Below are 19,516 nucleotides of genomic sequence, written 5' to 3' on the forward strand. Positions count from 1 at the left end.
AAGGTATCTATGGTTGAGGATAATATAACGAGAATTGACATGAATGGTAAGGAATACATATTAATCGGGACGGCGCATGTTTCCAGGCACAGTGCCGAACAGGTGAAAGAAGTTATTGAGGCTGAGAGGCCTGATTCCGTATGTGTTGAACTGGACGAGCAGCGATACAAAACGATTACTGAAGGCTCCAAGTGGCAGGAAATGGATATTATCCAGGTCATTAAGGAAAAAAGGGCATCGCTGTTACTGATGAATCTGGCTATTTCATCCTTCCAAAATCGAATGGCGAAGGATCTTGGAATCAAAGCGGGCCAGGAAATGATCCAGGGGATTGAATCAGCAAAGGAAGTCGGAGCAAATCTTGTACTTGCCGATCGCAATATCCAGATCACTTTTTCAAGGATATGGGGCAATCTGGGCTTGAAAGGAAAGGCACTTCTGCTTAGCCAGATTATAACAAGCATCTTCAGCAAGGACAGCATATCCGAGGAAGACCTTGAAAAGCTGAAGGAACAGGATACTATCAACGCGATGTTGAATGAGTTCACGGAGACTTTTCCTCGTTTGAAAAAGCCATTGATCGACGAACGCGATCAATATTTATCCCAAAAAATCAAGGATGCGCCAGGAGAAAAAATCGTCGCTGTCCTGGGTGCTGCCCACGTGCCTGGCATAAAAGAACAGATTAAAAAAGAACATGACCTGAAAAAACTAAGAGCGGTTCCGCCAAAATCCAACTGGCCAAAAATCATAGGCTGGAGCATTCCTGTGTTTATTCTGGCCATCATTGTTTACACATTTGTTGCAAATCCGTCTGCGGGTTTTTCCCAGACAATTAGTTGGATTCTTTGGAATGGCAGCCTTTCTGCCCTGGGAGCAGCCATTGCCATGGGACATCCACTAACCATACTGACAGCATTTATAGCAGCCCCAATCACATCGTTGAACCCTTTGCTTGCGGCAGGCTGGTTTGCAGGTCTGGCACAGGCGTATATACGGAGGCCAAACGTTAGAGACTTCGAAACCCTTTCAGAAGATGTTTTCAGTGTAAAAGGCTTCTGGAGAAACAAAGTCAGTCGTATTTTACTAATCGTTGTCCTTGCCAATCTCGGAAGTTCCATCGGGACTTTCATTGGCGGGGCCGATGTCATCAGGGTATTCATTGAAAATCTTTAGGAGCACTGAATAAGATATTAAATATGATTACACAACAGTAAATAACATGCCAATAAGCAGTTCATTTCCTTACAGAATTGAACTGTTTTTTTATACGAAGGTATTCAACTACCATGTAAAAAAGAAATTAGCCATCCAATCCTTATCAAGGAGATCATGGAAAAAGGAATGAGTGTAATATTAGCGAATTAATATTATATAAATCTTATATCTAAAATAAGTTGGTGAATTATGAAGGTAATTGAAAGAATACAAGAATATATAGATAACCAGTACAAAACACCAAAAGGAATAATTGGTACCGTGATCGGTGAAAAGATGGTAAAGCAGCATAAGCCAGAAACATTATGGACCATCCAATTATTAAATATTCAACAGAGTGAGAGTGTGCTGGAACTTGGATGCGGTTCCGGTTATGCAATGAAACTTCTTCTTGAGCAAGATAAAGCAAATTCAGTAATTGGACTGGACCTTTCTCCAACTGTGATTCGGTCAGCTAAGCTGCGAAATAAAAAAGCATTTTTGGAAGAAAAAGCGGATTTTGTACAAGGAAATGTAAAGAGTTTGCCTTTTGAAGTTGAACAATTCGACAAAGTGTTCAGTATTCACACAATTTATTTTTGGGATGAATTATCTTTTACAGTATCGGAAATATATAGGGTTTTAAAGCCTGGTGGCGGTCTCGTACTGACCCTTTGTGATGGCAAAAATGATGTTATATGGGATGGAGTAAGAGAAATGATAGAAGAACAATTAATCCCGATTATGAAGAACCAGGGCTTTTCAGAGGTGGAAGTAGTAAAAGGACCAAATTCAAGACAATATCATACAATTGCAGTTTTGGGTAAAAAGTAATTCAACGATTCTCAACCAGATCCTTAGGCCATTGAACTATTATAAGGAAAAAACGAAAAAAAATCATCCTTGTTTACAGGATGATAAAAAGCAGAAAGTTCAGTTCAAAAAAACCTTATTTTGACTTACGCGTTGCATTCTTCTTGTATTCAGCCTGGCGTTTTGCATCCTTCTTAAATTCTTCCATTGCCTTGCTGTAAAGTAAGCTCATTTTCCACACCTCCTTTTTGCCTGTCATTCTTATTAGCTTTGTTCCCTGTGATATGGGAATTAAAACATGAAAATTTAGTTGGTAAAAAAGCGAAAAAGGCGCTCGAAAATGAGCGCCTTTTTGCTATCCCTGAATTAATCTTTGTAAATGTCCCTATTTTATTCTTTCAGTCTGAAACCCCTCTGATCACTTTATCGTAGAGGACCTGGAATCCGTATAAAACAAAGGTTTTGAATAAAAAGACGATGGATAACTGGAACTTTGTCAACCGGACCAGGGTAACATATCCGATCCTCTTAAAAATATCCAAAACATAATAAGTAAACAGGGAGTCAATCAGGATATTGACCAGCAAATACAAATTGAACTTCTTATAGGTGTACTTCAAGATCCAAAATGATCCTATGAAAAATGGACCCCAAATTAACGGCAGCTCCCCAAGTACGTTCGGTTTAATTTTAAAAGGAAACCACCACCATTTTCTTTTTTCCGCCAATCTTCCTTCGAACATTAAATAGATGCCCATAAACACAGTGCCAGGGAGAAATTTACGGACTGTTTTTTTATCGAGAAAGGGCAGAGAAAACCAGGGCAGTATGGCCATGATCGCGATGTAAAGTTTTAAATTTTTCATAAGCCCACCTTATATAATATAAAATAATGTCTACTGTATTACTGTTATTATCTCTATTAAGGCCTAAAAGATGAGTATCTTTAAAAATTTCTCAGCCGTTCATTCATTTCTTCCTGTTTTAAACAGTATTATTTAGAAGATAAAGGAGGAGATGAGGATGATTTCTCTCTGGGATGAACATTTGTTTTGGCTGGAAATGCTGCAGGATCATGCTTATTTTGTAAGAGATGCATTGTCGCCGGAAGAAAAAGAGTACGTATATCAAGCAGAGCAGTTTATCGAACTATATGCTGATCTTTTAAAGAGGCTTCAGGGAATACCGCGGAATGCAGATTACGCAAACAGCCAGATGATTGATTTCGCAAGAAGGGCATGGACGGTTGCAAAGAACTACTTTGATTTTGAAGGAACGCTGCAGGCATTGCGGATAGACAATCAGATCAATTTGAACCTTTCTCCGACATACTTAAATGGAACAATGAGTGAAAATCAGGAATATTTGAGGATATTACAGTACCTCGTTCATGGGCAGGAACCGGTCAGGCTTTCAATTGTTGAGCTTATGGATCTTTGGCTTGAGGATCAGCTCGGACATGCGGTGCTTTTTGAAAATCTTCTTGATCCAATAGAAGCAGGAGCCAATGCGGCAGCACAGGAGTTTAAGCGCAGGTACCAGCTATACATCGTACAGAACCATCATTTGAGAAATTATCTTAGGGTGAAAGAACCAGGCTTTGCACGACAAAAGGCATTCGTTTATGAAGTTGGAAAAACGACATTGGAAATGAATCAATTCATTAAGAATATGGTTTTAAAATATAAAGAACATACGTTGCTGAATAAATCCACCCTTAGATTCCTTGAGCATCATTTTCCGGAAACATGCTATTTCCTAACGAATCTAAGTTACTATGAGCCTAGGCTGAAGTCTGAAATCGGAAATTGTTCGCTATCCAAGCCGTCGTTTTAGTGAGTGTAAATAACAAGAAGGACAAGATTTTAATGATCAAAAAGCAAAATAATGAAAAGAATGTGAAAATTATCGGGGGATTTGTGAACATTTTGTGACATTTTTTCGTAAATTCTGTTAATATATACAGTACATACGAAAAAGGTGGAGGAATGAGAAGTGGGTAAACTTCTTATGTACTTTTATTTAACTATTGGTATTTATTGTCTTGTAAGCGGATTCCTTGCTGTCGTTTCACATGGGTTCCAGCATGCAGTCCTGTCCCTGTTCCTGGCGATCTTCAATTTTGCCATGTTTTCCTTGTTCAAAAAAGAAGGGAAGATGCCTCGGCTTCGTTTGATCAAAGGACATAAAAGCGAAATAGCATAAAATCGAGCGATTTTAATTCATGGGTTGACCGCTATTGGCCATTGATATTGAGATCGAATAAACCGTTCCGTTTTGAAGTGCATATGGACTAAAAAGGTACAGCAAATGGCGTGGAAGTTGTCCACGCCATTTTTCCTATTGTCCAGACTTTATAAGCAATCTCATTACAACAAGTATTACAACGAGATGGAATTTTATGTTAAAATAAACGAGAAATATTTTTAAAGGATATAATTTCGGAAAATAAAAAGGGTGTGCAAATAATGATTAAGAAAAAAAGTGAGACGTTTGAATGGGTAAAATCCTTTATGGTTGCAATTGTTTTAGCCTTCATTATTCGCACTTTTTTCTTTAGTCCTATTGTTGTTGACGGTCATTCAATGAATCCTACACTCCAGGACAAGGATCGTATGGTTGTAACTAAAATAGGGGAACCAAAAAGATTTGATATTGTTGTGTTTCACGCCCCAGATGGTAGGGATTACATAAAACGTGTAATCGGACTCCCTGGTGACAGCATTGAGTATAAAAATGATGTTTTATATATAAATGGTAAGGCATACAACGAACCTTACTTAGAAAAATATAAGAAAAAACTTAAGGATGGAACTTTAACATACTCTTTCACTTTAAAGGAGACCGCTGTTGGTAGTGAAACGGTCCCTAAAGATAGTTTGTTTGTATTGGGAGATAACAGAAGGAAAAGCAAAGACAGCCGCGATATTGGAGCGATACCAATGGGGAAGGTAATAGGGACAACAAATGTTGTTTATTATCCTATAAAAGAAATTAAAATCGTAAATAACTAATCACTGCTTATCTATATTTTTGGCATCGGGTGCGTTAATCCAAAAAGGATCAGCCACCTTTTTTGTTGAATTCCTTATTAAGCTAAGAAGCAGGTTGGTTAAAAAACAATACCATAAAAGAGGGGGATTATTATGGTACATAGTACACAACAAGCTTACACACCACCAAAACATTTTGTTTCAGCAGCAAGTATTGTAATCAATGATGAAAAGGAAATTTTGTTAATTAAGGGACCTAGTAGAGGATGGGAAATGCCAGGTGGAATAGTTGAAGAAGGCGAGTCTTTGAAAGATGCAGCAGTAAGAGAAACTAAAGAGGAATCTGGTATTGATATTGAAGTTCTAAAATTCTGTGGAATATTTCAGAATGTGAACAAATCAATATGTAATACGTTGTTTTTGGCAAAGCCAATCGGAGGAGAATTAACGACTTCATCAGAGAGTTTAGAAGTAGGGTTCTATCCAATTCAGAAGGCATTAGAAATGGTTACCGCAGGAAACTTTAGCCAAAGAATTGAATACTGTCTTGATAATAGCAAACACCCATTTTATATAGAATTTTAGGTAAAAGTAAATGAAATAACAGTATTTCTTATTAAACTAAAGGGGCAGTAATGTTGAAGAAGATGAGATGCGACTTTATTAAAAAGGATGGATAGATGTGGATAAAACGTTCGAAGAATATATACTTAGTATGAATAAAAGAGCTGTTGAATATGCTAAGTCTTTTGATAAAGACTTTAATTATAAAGAGGATAACATAGAAGATTTGGAAGAAATATTAGATTATTACTCTAATGATTTAAAGAGTGAAATGCCTACTGAAAATCAAATATATTCAATGGCTTTGATATGGGGTGCTTATCTCGGACAAATGATAAAAGAACATGTCAATCCGGCACTAAACTGGGTTAATGAAGATGTATTTGATGATGGAGAAATTATTCACCTTAAATCTGGAGAAAATAGGATTTTCCCAATTGATAAGGTCTACAAGAGATTAATAAATGGTAAAGAAGATAACATAATCTCTTTTTATAAGGTCATTAAAGAAGAATTCAATAATTAGTTTTTAGGTTAATTAAGTGGGTTGATCCAAGCAGGATTGATTCACTTTTTTAGAAACTACTTTGAAACTAAAGAGACAGTTATGTTTAACAGGGCTTAATGAGGTGAGGAATTTGTTGAAAAGAGAAATGAAATTTTTAAATCGTTTATCAAAAAGAGCCAAAGTATGTGCATCAGGAGTAATCATAAGTTTATTGAGTATTTTTATTGCGGATTCTTCCCTTATGTTTTTTAGCGTAGTTTATTTACTTGGAGTATTTTTAATCTTTATCAGTACATTTATTGGTATTGAGAAATTTAATAAAAATTCAATAGGAGAGATAATATCAAGTTTTGCTTTGGTATTAATTATGTTAGGAGTATTTGCACCTATAGGTATTAGCCCGAAATTTTATTATGTTCAATTCGCAGGAGCTACACTGATGTTGGTCGGAACAACATTAAAAAGTCCAAAAAAGACCATCGATAACAATCCTTAAACTAATACATGCGTTGATCCGGGAGGGATTAATGCTTTTTTGTTGAATTCCTTTATTGAGCTAACGGTGCAGGTTAGTTGAACAAGATGATTTTATTTGGTTCAAGAAGGAATTATTTAAAGCTCGTAGAAAGTCTTAGTGTACAAGAATCATTGATAAGCTAAAAATCCAATTAAAAGGAGATTAAAGATGAAATTCTTGTGTTTGGGTTACCTTAGTCCAGAGAAAATGAATGTTCTCCCGAAAGGTGAAATCGAAGCTATTATGAGCGAATGTAGCCTCCACCTTCAGAAATTTTATTTGAGCGGTCAAGTGATTATGGATGTTGGTGTGGAAACGGAAGTCAAATCCATACGGCGTGAGAAAGGGAATATCAAGGTAACGGAAAACGCTTTAGTCGAGTTTGACGAGAGAATAGGTAGTGTGTTCCTAATAGAGGCTAATGATATGGAAGAAGCAATACGTATCGCATCTTTACATCCGACCACACAGTTTGATGCTGGAGAGGAATTAGGCTGGAGGATAGAAATTAGGCCAGTACACTATTTCGAAAAGAGTGAGTAAAAGAACATAACCTTGCATTCCTTAAACGAGGAATGCTTTTTCTTATTGAACAATCGATGCAGTTTAGTTTAAGAAGGAAAAATCGTCTTTTTCCAGAATAAGTATATATAAGATAATGCTTTGGACAGGAGGATTATTGTGAACGGAAAAAAAGCTTTGTGGAAATCCCTAATAAATAATGGGTTGTTGACTGCACTTACTGTATTGATAATGGGAATTATAGTACTCATTTATGTACTGATTTAAAAACTCTTACCTATAAATATTTTTCAGTGTTGATTCAATATGGATTAACACTCTTTTTTTGAATTTCTTATTAAACAAACGATGCAGCATTCCTGTAATGAAGGAAAATGGAGTTTGAACAAAAAAATAACCTCTTGGTAGAATGAGAGAGTCCTGACGCTGGCCAGCAAAAAGGACAAATATCTCAAATAACAGGAGGCTTTAAAATGAATTATAACCAGAATAAGAAGATTGCTCAAATAACTTCTCAGACTCTTATTATAGGAGTCGATATTGCAAAATTCAAGCATGTGGCACGTGCCCAGGATTTCAGAGGAATAGAGTTTGGATCCCCGTGTCAATTTGAAAATACTAAAGAGGGAATTGAGCAATTTCTTAAATGGATTTCGGAAATCAAAAAAGAAAAGAGAATGGAAAAAGTGATGGTTGGCATGGAGCCTACAGGCCATTATTGGTTTAACTTGGCCCATATTTTAAAAGAAAACGGGATTAAATTTGTCGCTGTAAACCCCTTGCACGTCAAAAAAAGCAAGGAGTTGGATGATAACTCACCTACGAAGAATGATGTGAAAGATGCCAAGGTCATAGCTCAACTGGTCAAAGACGGAAGATACGCAGAACCTACGATACCGCAAGGTGTTTATGCAGAACTCCGTGTGGCAAAGAAAATACGCGATCTTTTAATTGAAGACCTTCAAACGGTCCAAGGGCAGGTACACAACTGGATTGACCGGTATTTTCCGGAATTCCTCAAGGTATTTAAGAAATGGGAGGGTAAGGCTGCTTTACAATTCTTAAAGCTCTATGCCTTACCCCATGAAATAGCTGAATTCACTGAACAAGAGCTACTGGTCCATTTGAGAAAATCCGTATCCCGGAGTGTTGGATTAAACAAGATCCGCGAGTTAAAACAGGCAGCCACTAAGTCCATCGGACTAAGGCAAGGTGCCAAGATGGCCAGACTTGAGCTTAAAACCATTCTGGCTAAGTATGAATTAATTCAGTTACAATTCGAAGAATTAGATTCAAAAATTGATGGTCTGCTTGATGAAATACCTGGTGTACCACAAATGTTAGCGATAAAAGGTGTGGGTAGGGATACAATCGCCGGCTTCTTCGCGGAAATAGGGGATTTAGGCGAATATAATCATCCCCGGCAAATTATCAAGCTGGGTGGCTTAAATTTAAAAGAAAATACATCGGGTAAGCACAAAGGAAAAACGACCATCACAAAAAGAGGTCGGAAGAAACTGAGGGCTCTGTTATTTAGGGTTTGTATGATTCTCGTTGCCAAGAATTCCGCATTCAAGGCATTACATGTGTACTATACTCAACGTCCGGATAATCCATTAAAGAAGATGCAGTCTCTTATTGCTTTGTGTAATAAACTAATCCGGATTCTCTTTAAAATTGGTAAAAAGCAATTTGAATTTAATGAAGATAAGATGTTAAAGGACATTCCTCATTTGGCATTAGCCGCGAAGACGGAAATGGCAGCTTGACTTGGGTTTATCTTAGAAAAGTAATAGTTCTTGTTTTATAGATTTTGATACATTTGAAGCACGGATTAGTCGGCAAAGAAACTAAATTACGGGATTAGACCCTGTGGTGCAGCATGGCTGACATCCACCTCATGGAAAGGTTGGACGAAGGAATTTGAGAGCGAAGACTCTGTGAGGCATGGGAGGGTTGACCTCCATGAGTAAATGTGGACATCCACCAGTGCGGTTATATTTTTACTCATCCACCATTTTCTGTAAGGGATTGGTTAGTGGGTTATGGCTCTTTTTTCTTACTCAGTCCAAAAACATCCTTTCAAGTGTAGATCCTCCATCTATATAGGAATTTACCGTTTGGTAAACCACTATGAAATTCTATGAAAACATGAGTAAATCGGCGTTTTCGCTTCATTTATTGAGGGAGGATTGTTCAATAAGAGTTATTTCAAAAATAACTAAAAGGGTGTTTTAATATATGAGGTTTGAATATAAGTTACAAGGTGCTGGATGGGCAGATTTTTATATAGAAATTAATTCTCAAAGATTTACTTTTAGTCCCGGATATCTGACTGATGCATTAGGTGGTATTTTAAATGCCATAAAAGAAATCCATCCATTTTAGCGAATGCTTATGTTTATTTAATCCCTTTTTTTTATTGTGCTAAAAGAGCAGGTTTGTTGAACAAGGAATATTTTAAAACGCTATTAAAAGAGGATAAATAAAGGGGCTGGAGGGCAATTAGTTTGTTTCTCAACTATAAACGAAATAATAAATTTTCTTCTATATCAGGACACGTTAATAATACTTTCAATCAAGTAATTTGTTCCGGAGCTTCAGTTTTTGTTATTCATAATGATTCTATTGTTTTAGAAGAATATATAGGAATGCAATCCAACAAAAATGATGCTAGAAGAGTGCAGCAAGATACTCAGTTTCACGTAGCTTCAGTTAGTTAGAAAAAGCTATATTGGCTTTGCCGTAGCCTATGCTGTGTATTACGGTTACAAAGAAAGCATAGATGATTCCGTAATGAAATATTTACCTGAGCTTAAGGAGACTATTTGGGAAGCCACAACCATTAGGCATTTATTAACTCATACTCACGGTTTAAACCAAAAGGAGGAGGTTGTATTTCGTGAGTATCCTCCTGGGCAGAACTGGACTTACCGTCAGGTTGGCATAGATGCCCTAACACAAATTGTTAAAAAGACTACTTCTAGAACAGTATCTGATATTATTCAAGAGCAAGTATTTAGACCTTTAGGTTTTTCTGAATCCAATTGGTATGCACACAAGCACGAAAAACATGCGGATGTAATCCTTAGACATGAGGAAGATGGGAATTGGAAAACAAGTGAAAGCACAGAAGGCGACAAAATGAATATGTATGTTTCCGCACGTGAATTGGCTTATTGGGGTTATTTACACCTAAAACAAGGAAAGGTAGATGGAAAACAAGTTGTTTCAAAAGAGATCATAAAATTGGCTACATCTTTACAAAGCCCACTTACGTTGCATGAAGACCTACCGCAAAATGGTTTCTTGTGGTTTGTAAAAGACTTACCTGCTAAGCAATCAGAAATAGGGGCTGAAGTTCCGAAAGGTTCGTACCAGATACTAGGATATACAGGTGTTACTTTATTGGTAATCCCCCAGGAAAATCTGGTGGCCGTTCGTATGTTTAATAGTTTTGGCTCTCCTGAAGGATATGATTATCTATCTGATGTTAGGTCTTTTGGAGACACTGTAATGAATTGTTTACAAAGAATATCAATTGATGTATGACCATTTCACACTGTATCAGGTGCTTAGTTGAGGTTCAGGGCTGTCATTTAGGCAGCTTTTCTTATTTATCTAAGAAGCAGGATAGTTAAAAAAGTAACCCAGCCAGGTTTTACACAAATAAATGAAACTTTTTCCAAAATTTTACGTAATAATGAAGAAAAGGGGGAGTATTTGTGGGGAAGATTCTTAATATTGTTATAACTTTGGTTTTGATATTGGGGATAAACTATGTAGTATCCCATTTTTTAAATGGAGCCTTTATAGATTACTCTTTTTTTGTAGGACTTATAACTTCAATAATAATTGGATTTTTCACTTCCAGAGGTGGCCTTACTACTCAAAATAGCAATATGTTGATCCAAGCTCAAACAATGTATAAAATGGCACCTGAAAAATTTAAAATCAGACCAAACTTTGCGTTATATACTGCAATTGCCTATACCATTCTTTCTTTAATAACAATGATTTTTGTTTACAGAGATTACTTTTGATTTAGATTCTAATATCCTTACATTTTGAACAAAAGATGCAGGATAGTGGAAGAAGCATAACAGTTTATTAGTGAGGGACATGGATGCCCATTATTAAAAATGAACAATTTATCAAAGCTCCAATTGAACTCTGTTTTGACCTGGCAAGGAACGTAGATATACATACTCAAACTACTACTAAAACCAAGGAAAGAGCTGTTGGTGACATTAAAGAGGGATTATTGAAACAGGGTGATGTAGTTACCTGGGAAGCAATTCACTTTGGCGTTAAGCAAAGGTTGACTGCGAAAGTGATTATTATGGAAAGACCTCATAAGTTTGTGGATGTTATGGTAAAAGGAGCTTTTCAATCCTTTGTTCATACTCACCAGTTTATTGAACACCTAGATGGAACTATAATGACCGATATATTTGAGTATAAGTCACCACTTGGTATTTTCGGATCTGTAGCAGATACGTTGTTTTTAAAAAAGTATATGAGTGAATTTATTGCTACTCGTGCAACAGAATTAAAAAGGATTGCTGAGAAAAGAGTTTAACTTAATTCTTTTCAACTAAAGGGAGTTTAGTTGAAAAAGGACGAAGTAAATAGAAGGTTATAATACATGGTGTATTCCATATAATCTCGTTTTGAAGGAGATGACTATGATAATTGAAATGACTCAATTTAATATGGAGGATTTTAATAAACCTAACGAATGTTTTGTTGTTTCGGGGAGAATTATACCTACATTTGAACACAATGTTTGGAATTATACGGAGGAGATATTCTCTGAACCTTATTACAAGAAATATGAAGATGATGAGATTGATCCTTGAATTCTACAGTGTTTCAGGAAGTAATGAAATGGTTCATTCAATTTAATTCAAAAGGGGAAAAATAATGTTAAAAAAACTCGGTATTGGTTTCTTGACGGTTTTAAGTTGCGGACTGAGTGTATATTTGTTTTTTTCAAATTTAAAAATGGATGAAACAAAATATGGCTCTAGTGAAGTGATCCTCTTTAGCATTCCATTAACATTGGTATTAATTTATGTTCATCTACTTACTCTCCCGAAAATAATTAAACACCACAACTATGCTAGACTAAAAAAAGGTATGGAGAGTATTTTTTTATCTCTATCGGTTATTCTTTTTACTCTGCATATTGGGTTACTTCTAGTTTCTACCGGTACAGATTTCGAATTAATACGGTTAATTCCTATATCTATAGGAATTGTTCTTATCACCACTGCTAACACTCTTCCAAGATTCCATCTAAACATAGTTGAAGATTTCCCTAACGTAATTACCGCATCCAATAAACTCTGGAATATACTGCTACGTCCGATTTCTTTTCCTCTTTTTTTTGGAGGGTTACTAATGTTATTTTGTGTATTTCTTCAAGGTAATCAGATGTTTATATCGTTCTTCATCATTCTTTTTTTAACGTTAATTGTTTCAATATTACGTTCATATAGAGCTTATCAGCTCCATATAAATAATCGATAAGTCATTTTCCTGCATTTAGACTATATTTGCAAGATTGTATAGAAATTAGAAAAGTACTTTGATCCACAAGGATTAAGGTGCTTTTTGAAGTTTCTTATTCCACTAACGATGCAGGATAGCTTAAGAAGAATGTGAAAATATACATTATTATTATTGCGAGGTGAATTATGAGCCAAGCAGCAGCTCAATATGAAAATTTCATAAAGGAAATATTAGAATGTAAAAAAGTTTGGACAGTAAAAGACGAAAAAGGATTCCCGAGCTCAACAAATCCTAACGGTGAAACTGCACTACCTTTCTGGTCAAAAAAATCCAGAGCTGAAAAAATCATTGAATCCGTTCCAGCATATGAGAACTTCCTGACCTATGAAATCACATTAGAAAAATTTCTTGCCAGTTGGTTAACTGGTCTTGAAGAAGATGGATTATACGTTGGGGTCAACTGGAGTGGAAAAAGAGCAACTGGCTATGATATTAACCCGAAAGTTCTTATTGAAAGAATAAAATACGAACAAGTAAACTAGCGTTATTTCACAACTATCAAATATAGCCAGGAATTAATTTATGTATTTATCCTGACCTTCTTATTAAGCTAAAGAAGCAGGATAGTTTCAAATGAAGGTAGGTAATAAATTTGTATTCAAATAAAATTATAGGAACAAAAGAAAAAATTGTTGAGGATGATTTGTACAAATTACAAATGAAATATAATTTTAAATTTCCTTCTTTTATTAGAGAACATTATTTATTGTATAACGGTGGCTATCCTGAAAAGTCACTTTTTGTAGGTGGTGACAATCAAGAATATGTAGTGGATTACTTCATTCCAATAAAGAACGATCATGGACGAAATCTTTTTGAAGTCCTATATTTGCTAATTGATGAAAAGATAATCCCTAACTGGCTAATTCCATTTGCCGATGAACCAGGGGGTAATTTATTTTGTTTCAGTATTAGTGAAAAAGATAATGGAGCAATTTATTATTATAACCACGAATTTGAGTATGGTGATAATCCAGAAAATCACATAGTGTATTTGGCTGAATCATTACCTAATTTTATTAATGCCTTAGTTGAGTATGAAGATGAGCTATGATTAAGTAACTTATTGAATTAAATGAGCAGCATAGCAAAAAAAGTTAAAGTGAAAAAAAGCTAAGATTGTGAACAATTGTACTTAAACTATCGGGTGCTTATGTTGAATAAGAGCCATTATATCTAGGATCCGAAAAAACAATAAATAAAAAAATGGCGTGTCAAAACCGATGTCAGTTTACACGCCATTTTCATTGTCATTTAGAAGATTTGCACCCTAAAAAGGATAGGTGTACTTAAATAAATGGCCAAATTTCTGCTCATTAATGCGAGTGTCCAGATGTCATTACCCAGATGGAGCCTGCCACAATGACGACTGCAATGAAAGCTGAATAAATAATATTGATATTGTTTGTAACTTTATCATCGCCTTCGTTGATGTGCATGAACATATACAGCTGGATACCAGCCTGGACAATTGCCAGTGTGCCGATGATCCACATGACTGCCTTCATGGATAGGGAGCTTTGAAGGGCAATCCATGCTGCGCCGAACGTCAATACAAGTGACATGAAGAATCCGATGACATGGCTGATTGGGAAGCCTTTAGAATGATTATCCATATTACATCACCAACCCTCTTAGATATACGAAAGTGAAGATGAAAATCCAAACGACGTCAAGGAAGTGCCAGTATAGTCCAAAGATGAACGTCTTGCGGGCTGTCACTGGAGTTAGCCCTCTCTGCAGCATCTGGATGATCAACAGGATAGCCCAGCCGATTCCGATGGTGACGTGTAATCCATGCGTTCCAAGCAGGACGAAGAAACTGGAAAGGAATGCGCTTGTTTGCATCGTTGCACCTTCATGTACATAGTGCATGAATTCGCGGATCTCCATGAATAGGAAACCACCGCCGAGCAATAAAGTAAATACAAGCCACATCAGCATTCCTTTAATATTGCTGCGGCGCATCTCGAAAATCGAAATGCCCATTGTAAAACTGCTCGTCAATAGAAGGAAGGTTTGAATCAAAACGTCTTTTACGATAAAAATATCGCTCTGTGTTGGACCTCCCGCATGGCGCTCACCGAGGACACCATATACACCGAAAAGGGTAGCGAAAAGTACTATTTCTGCTCCAAGGAAGATCCAGAAGCCTAGGATGTTCATCCTGTTTTGTTCTGTCTGGTATTCAAGCGGCAAAGCGGCGTTGACTTTAGCTGACATGGTTCTTCACTCCTTTGTTCGCGCCTTTTCTCCATTTGCGTTCCGTTTCAGAGATTTCATCCTTGTGAACATGGAATCCTTCATCATAATCAAATGAACGGAAAGCCAAACCGGCAAATATTCCAAGAGCGGCAACCCCGGCAGCAATTGTCCATTCAAAAACAAGCAGGAATCCTGAGATACCAAATACTACACCCATATAGATCGGAATCCATGTATTGCTAGGCAAGTGAATTTCTTCAATCTCATCTTAACTGAGAGGCTGAATTTCATTGTTCTTTTTCATGTGCCAGAAAGCATCAAGCTTTGTTACTTCCGGAAGGGAAGCAAAATTGTAATGCTGCACAGGAGTAGCAGTAGCCCATTCAAGAGTTCTTGCATCCCAAGGGTCATTGCCGATGTTGCGGTCAGCATGGCGGGCACTCCAATAAATATTGTAAACAAGGGCCGCAAAGCCTGCTGCAAGAATGACTGAACCTGCTGCAGAAAGCATCATCAATGGTCCAAAGCCAGTTTCAGCTGAGTATGTGTACGCACGGCGGACCGCACCATCAAGTCCTAGGAAGAACATTGGCATGAATGTCACGTTGAAACCTACTACGAACAGCCAGAAATGCCATTTTCCGATTTTTTCATTCAGCATATAGCCGAACATCTTTGGCCACCAGTAATAAAGGCCGGCAAAGATCGGGAACACTACCCCAGGAATCAATACATAGTGGAAGTGCGCCACCAGGAACAATGTGTTGTGATACTGGTAATCGGCTGCAGCCATTGCAAGCATGACGCCAGTAACACCGCCGATGACAAAGTTAGGAACGAATGCAAGTGCCCAGAGCATGGATGTTGTAAACTTGATTCGCCCTTTTCTCATTGTGAACAGCCAGTTGAACACCTTCACTCCGGTCGGAATGGCAATCGCCATTGTTGTGATCGAGAAGAACGAGTTCACTGCGGCATTATTGCCCATCGTAAAGAAGTGGTGAACCCAAACAAGCATACTCAAGACAGATATCATCACAATTGAAATAACCATTGATTTATAACCGTAAAGCGTTTTGCGGGCAAAAGTTGAGATAATATCTGACAGCATTCCGAAAGCCGGCAGAACGACAATATAAACTTCAGGGTGTCCCCATAACCAGAACAGGTTTGCCCATAGCATATCCATACCGCCTCCGGAAATCGTGAAGAAGTGAGTACCGAATGTGCGGTCAAATGTCATCAATGCAAGTGCCACTGTAAAAATAGGGAAGCTGGCCACGATGATGATTGATGTAATGAATGATGTCCAGGTGAACATTGGCATCTTCATCAAGGTCATGCCTTTGGTTCTCATTTTTAACACTGTGACAACGAAGTTAATACCAGTCATCAAAGTACCGGCACCTGCAATTTGCAGAGCCACAGCATAAAAGTTATTCCCTATGCCCGGACTGAATTCTTTCCCGGCAAGAGGGAAGTATGAAGTCCAGCCAGCATCTGGTGAACCACCGATAATGAATGAAATGTTAAAGAGCGCAGCACCGCTCACAGTCAGCCAGAAGCTGAGTGCGTTTAGCTGTGGAAAAGCAACGTCCCGAGCGCCAATCTGCAATGGTACGGCAAAGTTCATGAGACCGATCAACAGCGGCATCGCCACAAACAGGATCATGATGACACCGTGAGTTGTAAAGACTTCATTGTAATGTTGTGCATTCAGGAATTCATTTTCTGGAACTGCCGTCTGGCCTTTCATCATCAACCCGTCAATTCCGCCGCGGAAAAACATCACGACACCAAGCAGGATATACATGATCCCAATTTTCTTGTGATCAACGGTTGTCAGCCATTCAGTCCAAAGGTAATTCCATTTTTTAAAGTAAGTGATTCCAGCTATCGCTCCTACGATCGTCAGAGCAATACCAATCTGTGATGCAAAAATCAGTGGATCGCCGGTTACAAAAAATTCATCCCATTTAATGCCCACTGTGCTCACCTCCGTGAGAATCCTCAGTTTCTGATTCTTTATGATTCATAGTTTTAGAGTCGTTTCCGTCTTTATTTTTGTAATTATTCTCGTCCTCAAAAATCTTACCTGGCCAGCCATGTCCTCTGTCATACATTTCAGGGTTGGTGTAATTCTTTGAGTGAGGATCGGAATGATCAACCCATTCAAGATGCGTATTTGAGAACGTCTTCCGGCCAAAGTGTGATGGCTCAAGCATTTTCTCATATTCTTCAAGAGTCATTTTTGGTGCCGTTTCCTTTACGTCCTTAATCCATTGGTCGAAATCTTCCTGTGTTTGGGAAAGGACTTCGAATTCCATTCCTGCATAGCCCTGGCCATTGAAGTTTGTATTTCGGCCTACATATGAGCCAGGATTGTCAGCGACAAGGTAAAGCTGTGTCTCGGCATGCGCCATTGTGTACTTTTGACCGGCAAGTGCAGGAATCCAAAAGCTCTGCATCGTACCAGCTGATGTCAGCTTAAAGTCGATTGGACGATCTTCAGGGATGTTCACATAATTGACTGTCTCGATCCCTTGTTCTGGATAGCTGAAAATCCATTTCCAGTCAGCAGAAGTAACATTTATGACAAGCGGTTCTTTATCTTCATAGCCTTTAGGAATTTCATCTATTGCATAAATTGTTTTGACTGTTGGAATGGTCAAAGCAATGATAATTAAAATTGGAATGACAGTCCAAATAATTTCCAAGACTGTGCTGCCGTGTTCTTCAGGCGGCTCATAATCCATATTGTTTTTTCGCTCACGGTACTTCCAGACAATGAAAGCGAAAAGCCCGAATACAACCACTGTAACAAGCAGCATCAAAGCAATCGAAAAGTTGATTAGCTCAAGAATTTGCCTGGCGATTGGTCCCTCAGGGTTAAATACCACCATATTGTTTTCACAGCCGCTAAGCAACAGCATAGCCATGATCGAGGTGAGGGAGACCAAAAAAAGTTTTGATTTCTTCATCACTGCAGCTCCTTTCAAATTTCAACCTTGTTCATTTTATCACAAACTTATGTTCATTTGTTCACAATGTTGTCAAAAGTAAGCCGAAAATGAACGGTAAGTTGTGGCAAAAAAGGTGTGATAAATATCACACTGCTTTATTTGTAATCATTCTAACATGGAAATTGTTACGGATCTGAAGACAAATGTGAACAAATTATGAAAACAAAAAATGTCATCTTCGTGAATTTCGAACGGCAGATATTGACGAAAAAAAACAGGGCCATATTGCAGGCCCTGTAAGGGTACTTCTTTTGTTTCTATTTTAAGATATCCTGTATGTTTCGATATAGGTCTCCAATGCTGGATGGAATTCTTTTTCGTAATGGGCAGATGGACAAACTTTTACAATAATTGTTTTGCTCTCAAGTTGTTTTTTCACTTTGAGGGTTGCGTCGCAGCGTGGGCATTTCTCTTTAAAAAGATTCATAGTTTGCACCTCCTATAATCCCTATGTGTTTAGTATGAATTAAAAGTGGTTATTTTTCAATGGTTAATAAGCCCAACTATGGTACGATGAAAGTGGAATGTGATCTGGTATTAATCGGAGTAGAGGTGTCAAAATGTTATTAGAGAATTTAACAGGAAAAAAGGCCATCATCACTGGTGCAAACAGTGGAATTGGCTATGAGGCTGCAAAGGACCTTTCTTCAAAAGGAGCATTTGTCATCCTGGCTGTTAGGAACATGGAAAAGGGCAAGGGAGCAGCAGAAGGCATCCTTCAGCGAAATCCCCAGGCAAAAATAAAACTTATGAAGCTTGATCTGGCAGACTTGCAAAGTGTCCGCGATTTCACCGAAGTCTTCATGGAAGAATTCGATTCTCTCGATCTTTTAATCAATAATGCCGGGGTCATGATTCCGCCTTATGGAAAGACTAAGGATGGTTTTGAACTTCAGTTTGGCAGCAATCACCTTGGTCATTTTGCTTTAACGGGACTCCTGTTGCCGATTTTAAAAACAACCTCCGAATCCAGAGTGGTGACTTTAAGCATTATCGCCCATAGAGGAGCCAAAATAGATTTTTACAATTTAGATGGCTCAAAAGGTTATAAAGCTATGAAGTTTTATGGGCAAAGTAAACTGGCCAACCTTTTATTCGCCAAAGAGCTGGATAACCGTTTCAAACATCATGGACTGGAGAGCATCAGTATTGCATGTCATCCGGGAATTTCAAATACGAATTTATTCCATTTAGGTAAAGGCGAAACTCCTGCATTCATGAAAGGGATGGTCAAATTCTTTTCGCAGCCTGCCGAAAAGGGAGCTGAGACAACCATTTATGCTGCTACTGAAGAAAGCCTGCAGGGCGGTGAATATATCGGCCCAAATGGACGAGGGAATCGCAAGGGGAATCCAGCAATTGAAATTCCAGCAGCAGGTGTTTACAACAAGGAGACCATGGAAAAATTGTGGGCAGTTTCTGAAGAATTAACAAATGTTAGATATACCTTTTAAAGGCTCTGATAATAGAGTCTTTTATTATATTAATATAATATTAATCGTGTAAGCGCTAACATATTCACTTATATTATTGTTATTATAAATGGTAATTTATAGTTCATATATTGTTCAATATTTCACAAACTATTATTGTTTTA

Annotated in this window: 23 protein-coding genes and 2 pseudogenes; 19 read left to right on the forward strand and 6 right to left on the reverse strand. The window is 37.6% G+C overall.

Translation table 11 applies throughout. From position 1 onward, the window contains the following. Positions 1 to 9: 9 nt before the first annotated feature. Both QNH36_RS12095 and QNH36_RS12100 read left to right on the forward strand, forming a co-directional pair. The gene (locus QNH36_RS12095) at positions 10 to 1,176 is read left to right on the forward strand and encodes a TraB/GumN family protein (protein WP_144481429.1); all 1,167 of its coding nucleotides are present in this window, start codon (positions 10 to 12) and stop codon (positions 1,174 to 1,176) included. A gap of 231 nt (positions 1,177 to 1,407) precedes the next feature. Then, on the forward strand, positions 1,408 to 2,031 hold the full coding sequence (locus QNH36_RS12100) for a class I SAM-dependent methyltransferase (RefSeq protein WP_283903556.1): 624 nt from the start codon (positions 1,408 to 1,410) through the stop codon (positions 2,029 to 2,031). A 377-nt stretch (positions 2,032 to 2,408) separates the two neighbouring features. On the opposite strand, the gene QNH36_RS12105 is transcribed toward QNH36_RS12100, so the two are convergent. Further along, the gene (locus tag QNH36_RS12105; protein ID WP_251544981.1) at positions 2,409 to 2,876 is read right to left on the reverse strand and encodes a hypothetical protein; all 468 of its coding nucleotides are present in this window, start codon (positions 2,874 to 2,876) and stop codon (positions 2,409 to 2,411) included. Between the two features lie 157 nt (positions 2,877 to 3,033). Here QNH36_RS12105 and QNH36_RS12110 point away from each other — a divergent pair, with 157 nt between their 5' ends. From QNH36_RS12110 to QNH36_RS12190, 16 genes and pseudogenes are all read left to right on the forward strand, one after another. After that, positions 3,034 to 3,846 (forward strand): DUF2935 domain-containing protein, encoded by an 813-nt coding sequence (locus QNH36_RS12110; protein ID WP_144481426.1) that lies wholly within the window; start codon positions 3,034 to 3,036, stop codon positions 3,844 to 3,846. Between the two features lie 159 nt (positions 3,847 to 4,005). After that, on the forward strand, positions 4,006 to 4,215 hold the full coding sequence (locus tag QNH36_RS12115) for a hypothetical protein (RefSeq protein ID WP_251544980.1): 210 nt from the start codon (positions 4,006 to 4,008) through the stop codon (positions 4,213 to 4,215). 263 nt (positions 4,216 to 4,478) lie between these two features. Further along, positions 4,479 to 5,024 carry a signal peptidase I gene (gene lepB / locus QNH36_RS12120; protein WP_251544979.1) on the forward strand — a complete coding sequence of 182 codons (546 nt, stop codon included), beginning with the start codon at positions 4,479 to 4,481 and terminating at the stop codon, positions 5,022 to 5,024. A gap of 132 nt (positions 5,025 to 5,156) precedes the next feature. Continuing rightward, positions 5,157 to 5,588, forward strand: a complete 432-nt coding sequence (locus QNH36_RS12125; RefSeq protein ID WP_144481423.1) for an NUDIX hydrolase — start codon at positions 5,157 to 5,159, stop codon at positions 5,586 to 5,588. A 97-nt stretch (positions 5,589 to 5,685) separates the two neighbouring features. Then, positions 5,686 to 6,093 carry a hypothetical protein gene (locus QNH36_RS12130; RefSeq protein ID WP_144480910.1) on the forward strand — a complete coding sequence of 136 codons (408 nt, stop codon included), beginning with the start codon at positions 5,686 to 5,688 and terminating at the stop codon, positions 6,091 to 6,093. Positions 6,094 to 6,208: 115 nt separating this feature from the next. Then, the gene (locus tag QNH36_RS12135; protein WP_102262484.1) at positions 6,209 to 6,571 is read left to right on the forward strand and encodes a hypothetical protein; all 363 of its coding nucleotides are present in this window, start codon (positions 6,209 to 6,211) and stop codon (positions 6,569 to 6,571) included. Positions 6,572 to 6,760: 189 nt separating this feature from the next. Then, entirely contained in the window at positions 6,761 to 7,135 is a 375-nt protein-coding gene (locus QNH36_RS12140) for a YciI family protein (protein ID WP_144480912.1), read from the forward strand. Positions 7,136 to 7,587: 452 nt separating this feature from the next. Then, positions 7,588 to 8,883, forward strand: coding sequence for an IS110 family RNA-guided transposase (locus QNH36_RS12145; RefSeq protein WP_144480914.1), 1,296 nt, complete (start codon positions 7,588 to 7,590; stop codon positions 8,881 to 8,883). Positions 8,884 to 9,355: 472 nt separating this feature from the next. Beyond that, positions 9,356 to 9,502 (forward strand): hypothetical protein, encoded by a 147-nt coding sequence (locus QNH36_RS12150; RefSeq protein WP_186326875.1) that lies wholly within the window; start codon positions 9,356 to 9,358, stop codon positions 9,500 to 9,502. 369 nt (positions 9,503 to 9,871) lie between these two features. Then, positions 9,872 to 10,666 (forward strand): serine hydrolase domain-containing protein, encoded by a 795-nt coding sequence (locus QNH36_RS12160; RefSeq protein ID WP_283903557.1) that lies wholly within the window; start codon positions 9,872 to 9,874, stop codon positions 10,664 to 10,666. Positions 10,667 to 10,839: 173 nt separating this feature from the next. Next, on the forward strand, positions 10,840 to 11,157 hold the full coding sequence (locus QNH36_RS12165) for a hypothetical protein (protein WP_144480916.1): 318 nt from the start codon (positions 10,840 to 10,842) through the stop codon (positions 11,155 to 11,157). 83 nt (positions 11,158 to 11,240) lie between these two features. Next, on the forward strand, positions 11,241 to 11,696 hold the full coding sequence (locus QNH36_RS12170; RefSeq protein WP_144480918.1) for an SRPBCC family protein: 456 nt from the start codon (positions 11,241 to 11,243) through the stop codon (positions 11,694 to 11,696). A gap of 106 nt (positions 11,697 to 11,802) precedes the next feature. Then, positions 11,803 to 11,970 (forward strand): annotated as a pseudogene (locus tag QNH36_RS12175) (GNAT family N-acetyltransferase); the annotation flags it as partial. A 70-nt stretch (positions 11,971 to 12,040) separates the two neighbouring features. Further along, positions 12,041 to 12,649 carry an SdpI family protein gene (locus tag QNH36_RS12180; RefSeq protein ID WP_144480920.1) on the forward strand — a complete coding sequence of 203 codons (609 nt, stop codon included), beginning with the start codon at positions 12,041 to 12,043 and terminating at the stop codon, positions 12,647 to 12,649. A gap of 167 nt (positions 12,650 to 12,816) precedes the next feature. Further along, entirely contained in the window at positions 12,817 to 13,173 is a 357-nt protein-coding gene (locus tag QNH36_RS12185) for a DUF2750 domain-containing protein (RefSeq protein ID WP_144480922.1), read from the forward strand. A 110-nt stretch (positions 13,174 to 13,283) separates the two neighbouring features. Beyond that, positions 13,284 to 13,745 (forward strand): SMI1/KNR4 family protein, encoded by a 462-nt coding sequence (locus tag QNH36_RS12190; RefSeq protein WP_144480924.1) that lies wholly within the window; start codon positions 13,284 to 13,286, stop codon positions 13,743 to 13,745. Between the two features lie 262 nt (positions 13,746 to 14,007). Here the strand turns inward: QNH36_RS12190 and qoxD are convergent, their stop codons facing one another. From qoxD to QNH36_RS12215, 5 genes and pseudogenes are all read right to left on the reverse strand, one after another. Then, the gene (gene qoxD, locus QNH36_RS12195; protein WP_144480926.1) at positions 14,008 to 14,307 is read right to left on the reverse strand and encodes a cytochrome aa3 quinol oxidase subunit IV; all 300 of its coding nucleotides are present in this window, start codon (positions 14,305 to 14,307) and stop codon (positions 14,008 to 14,010) included. A 1-nt stretch (position 14,308) separates the two neighbouring features. Then, the gene (gene qoxC / locus QNH36_RS12200) at positions 14,309 to 14,914 is read right to left on the reverse strand and encodes a cytochrome aa3 quinol oxidase subunit III (RefSeq protein WP_144480928.1); all 606 of its coding nucleotides are present in this window, start codon (positions 14,912 to 14,914) and stop codon (positions 14,309 to 14,311) included. After that, positions 14,904 to 16,883: pseudogene (gene qoxB / locus QNH36_RS12205) on the reverse strand (cytochrome aa3 quinol oxidase subunit I). The gene qoxC and the pseudogene qoxB overlap by 11 nt, the downstream one beginning before the upstream one ends. After that, positions 16,873 to 17,877, reverse strand: a complete 1,005-nt coding sequence (gene qoxA / locus QNH36_RS12210) for a cytochrome aa3 quinol oxidase subunit II (protein ID WP_144480932.1) — start codon at positions 17,875 to 17,877, stop codon at positions 16,873 to 16,875. Before qoxA ends, qoxB begins: the two are co-directional and overlap by 11 nt. A 304-nt stretch (positions 17,878 to 18,181) precedes the next feature. After that, complete coding sequence (locus QNH36_RS12215; protein WP_186326876.1) at positions 18,182 to 18,346, reverse strand: hypothetical protein; 165 nt, start codon at positions 18,344 to 18,346, stop codon at positions 18,182 to 18,184. Between the two features lie 133 nt (positions 18,347 to 18,479). On the opposite strand from QNH36_RS12215, the gene QNH36_RS12220 reads away from it, so the two are divergent. Beyond that, entirely contained in the window at positions 18,480 to 19,373 is an 894-nt protein-coding gene (locus QNH36_RS12220) for an oxidoreductase (protein WP_283903558.1), read from the forward strand. The last annotated feature ends 143 nt before the right edge of the window (positions 19,374 to 19,516 follow it).

Source organism: Mesobacillus sp. AQ2, from assembly GCF_030122805.1.
Lineage (GTDB): Bacteria > Bacillota > Bacilli > Bacillales > Cytobacillaceae > Mesobacillus > Mesobacillus oceanisediminis_A.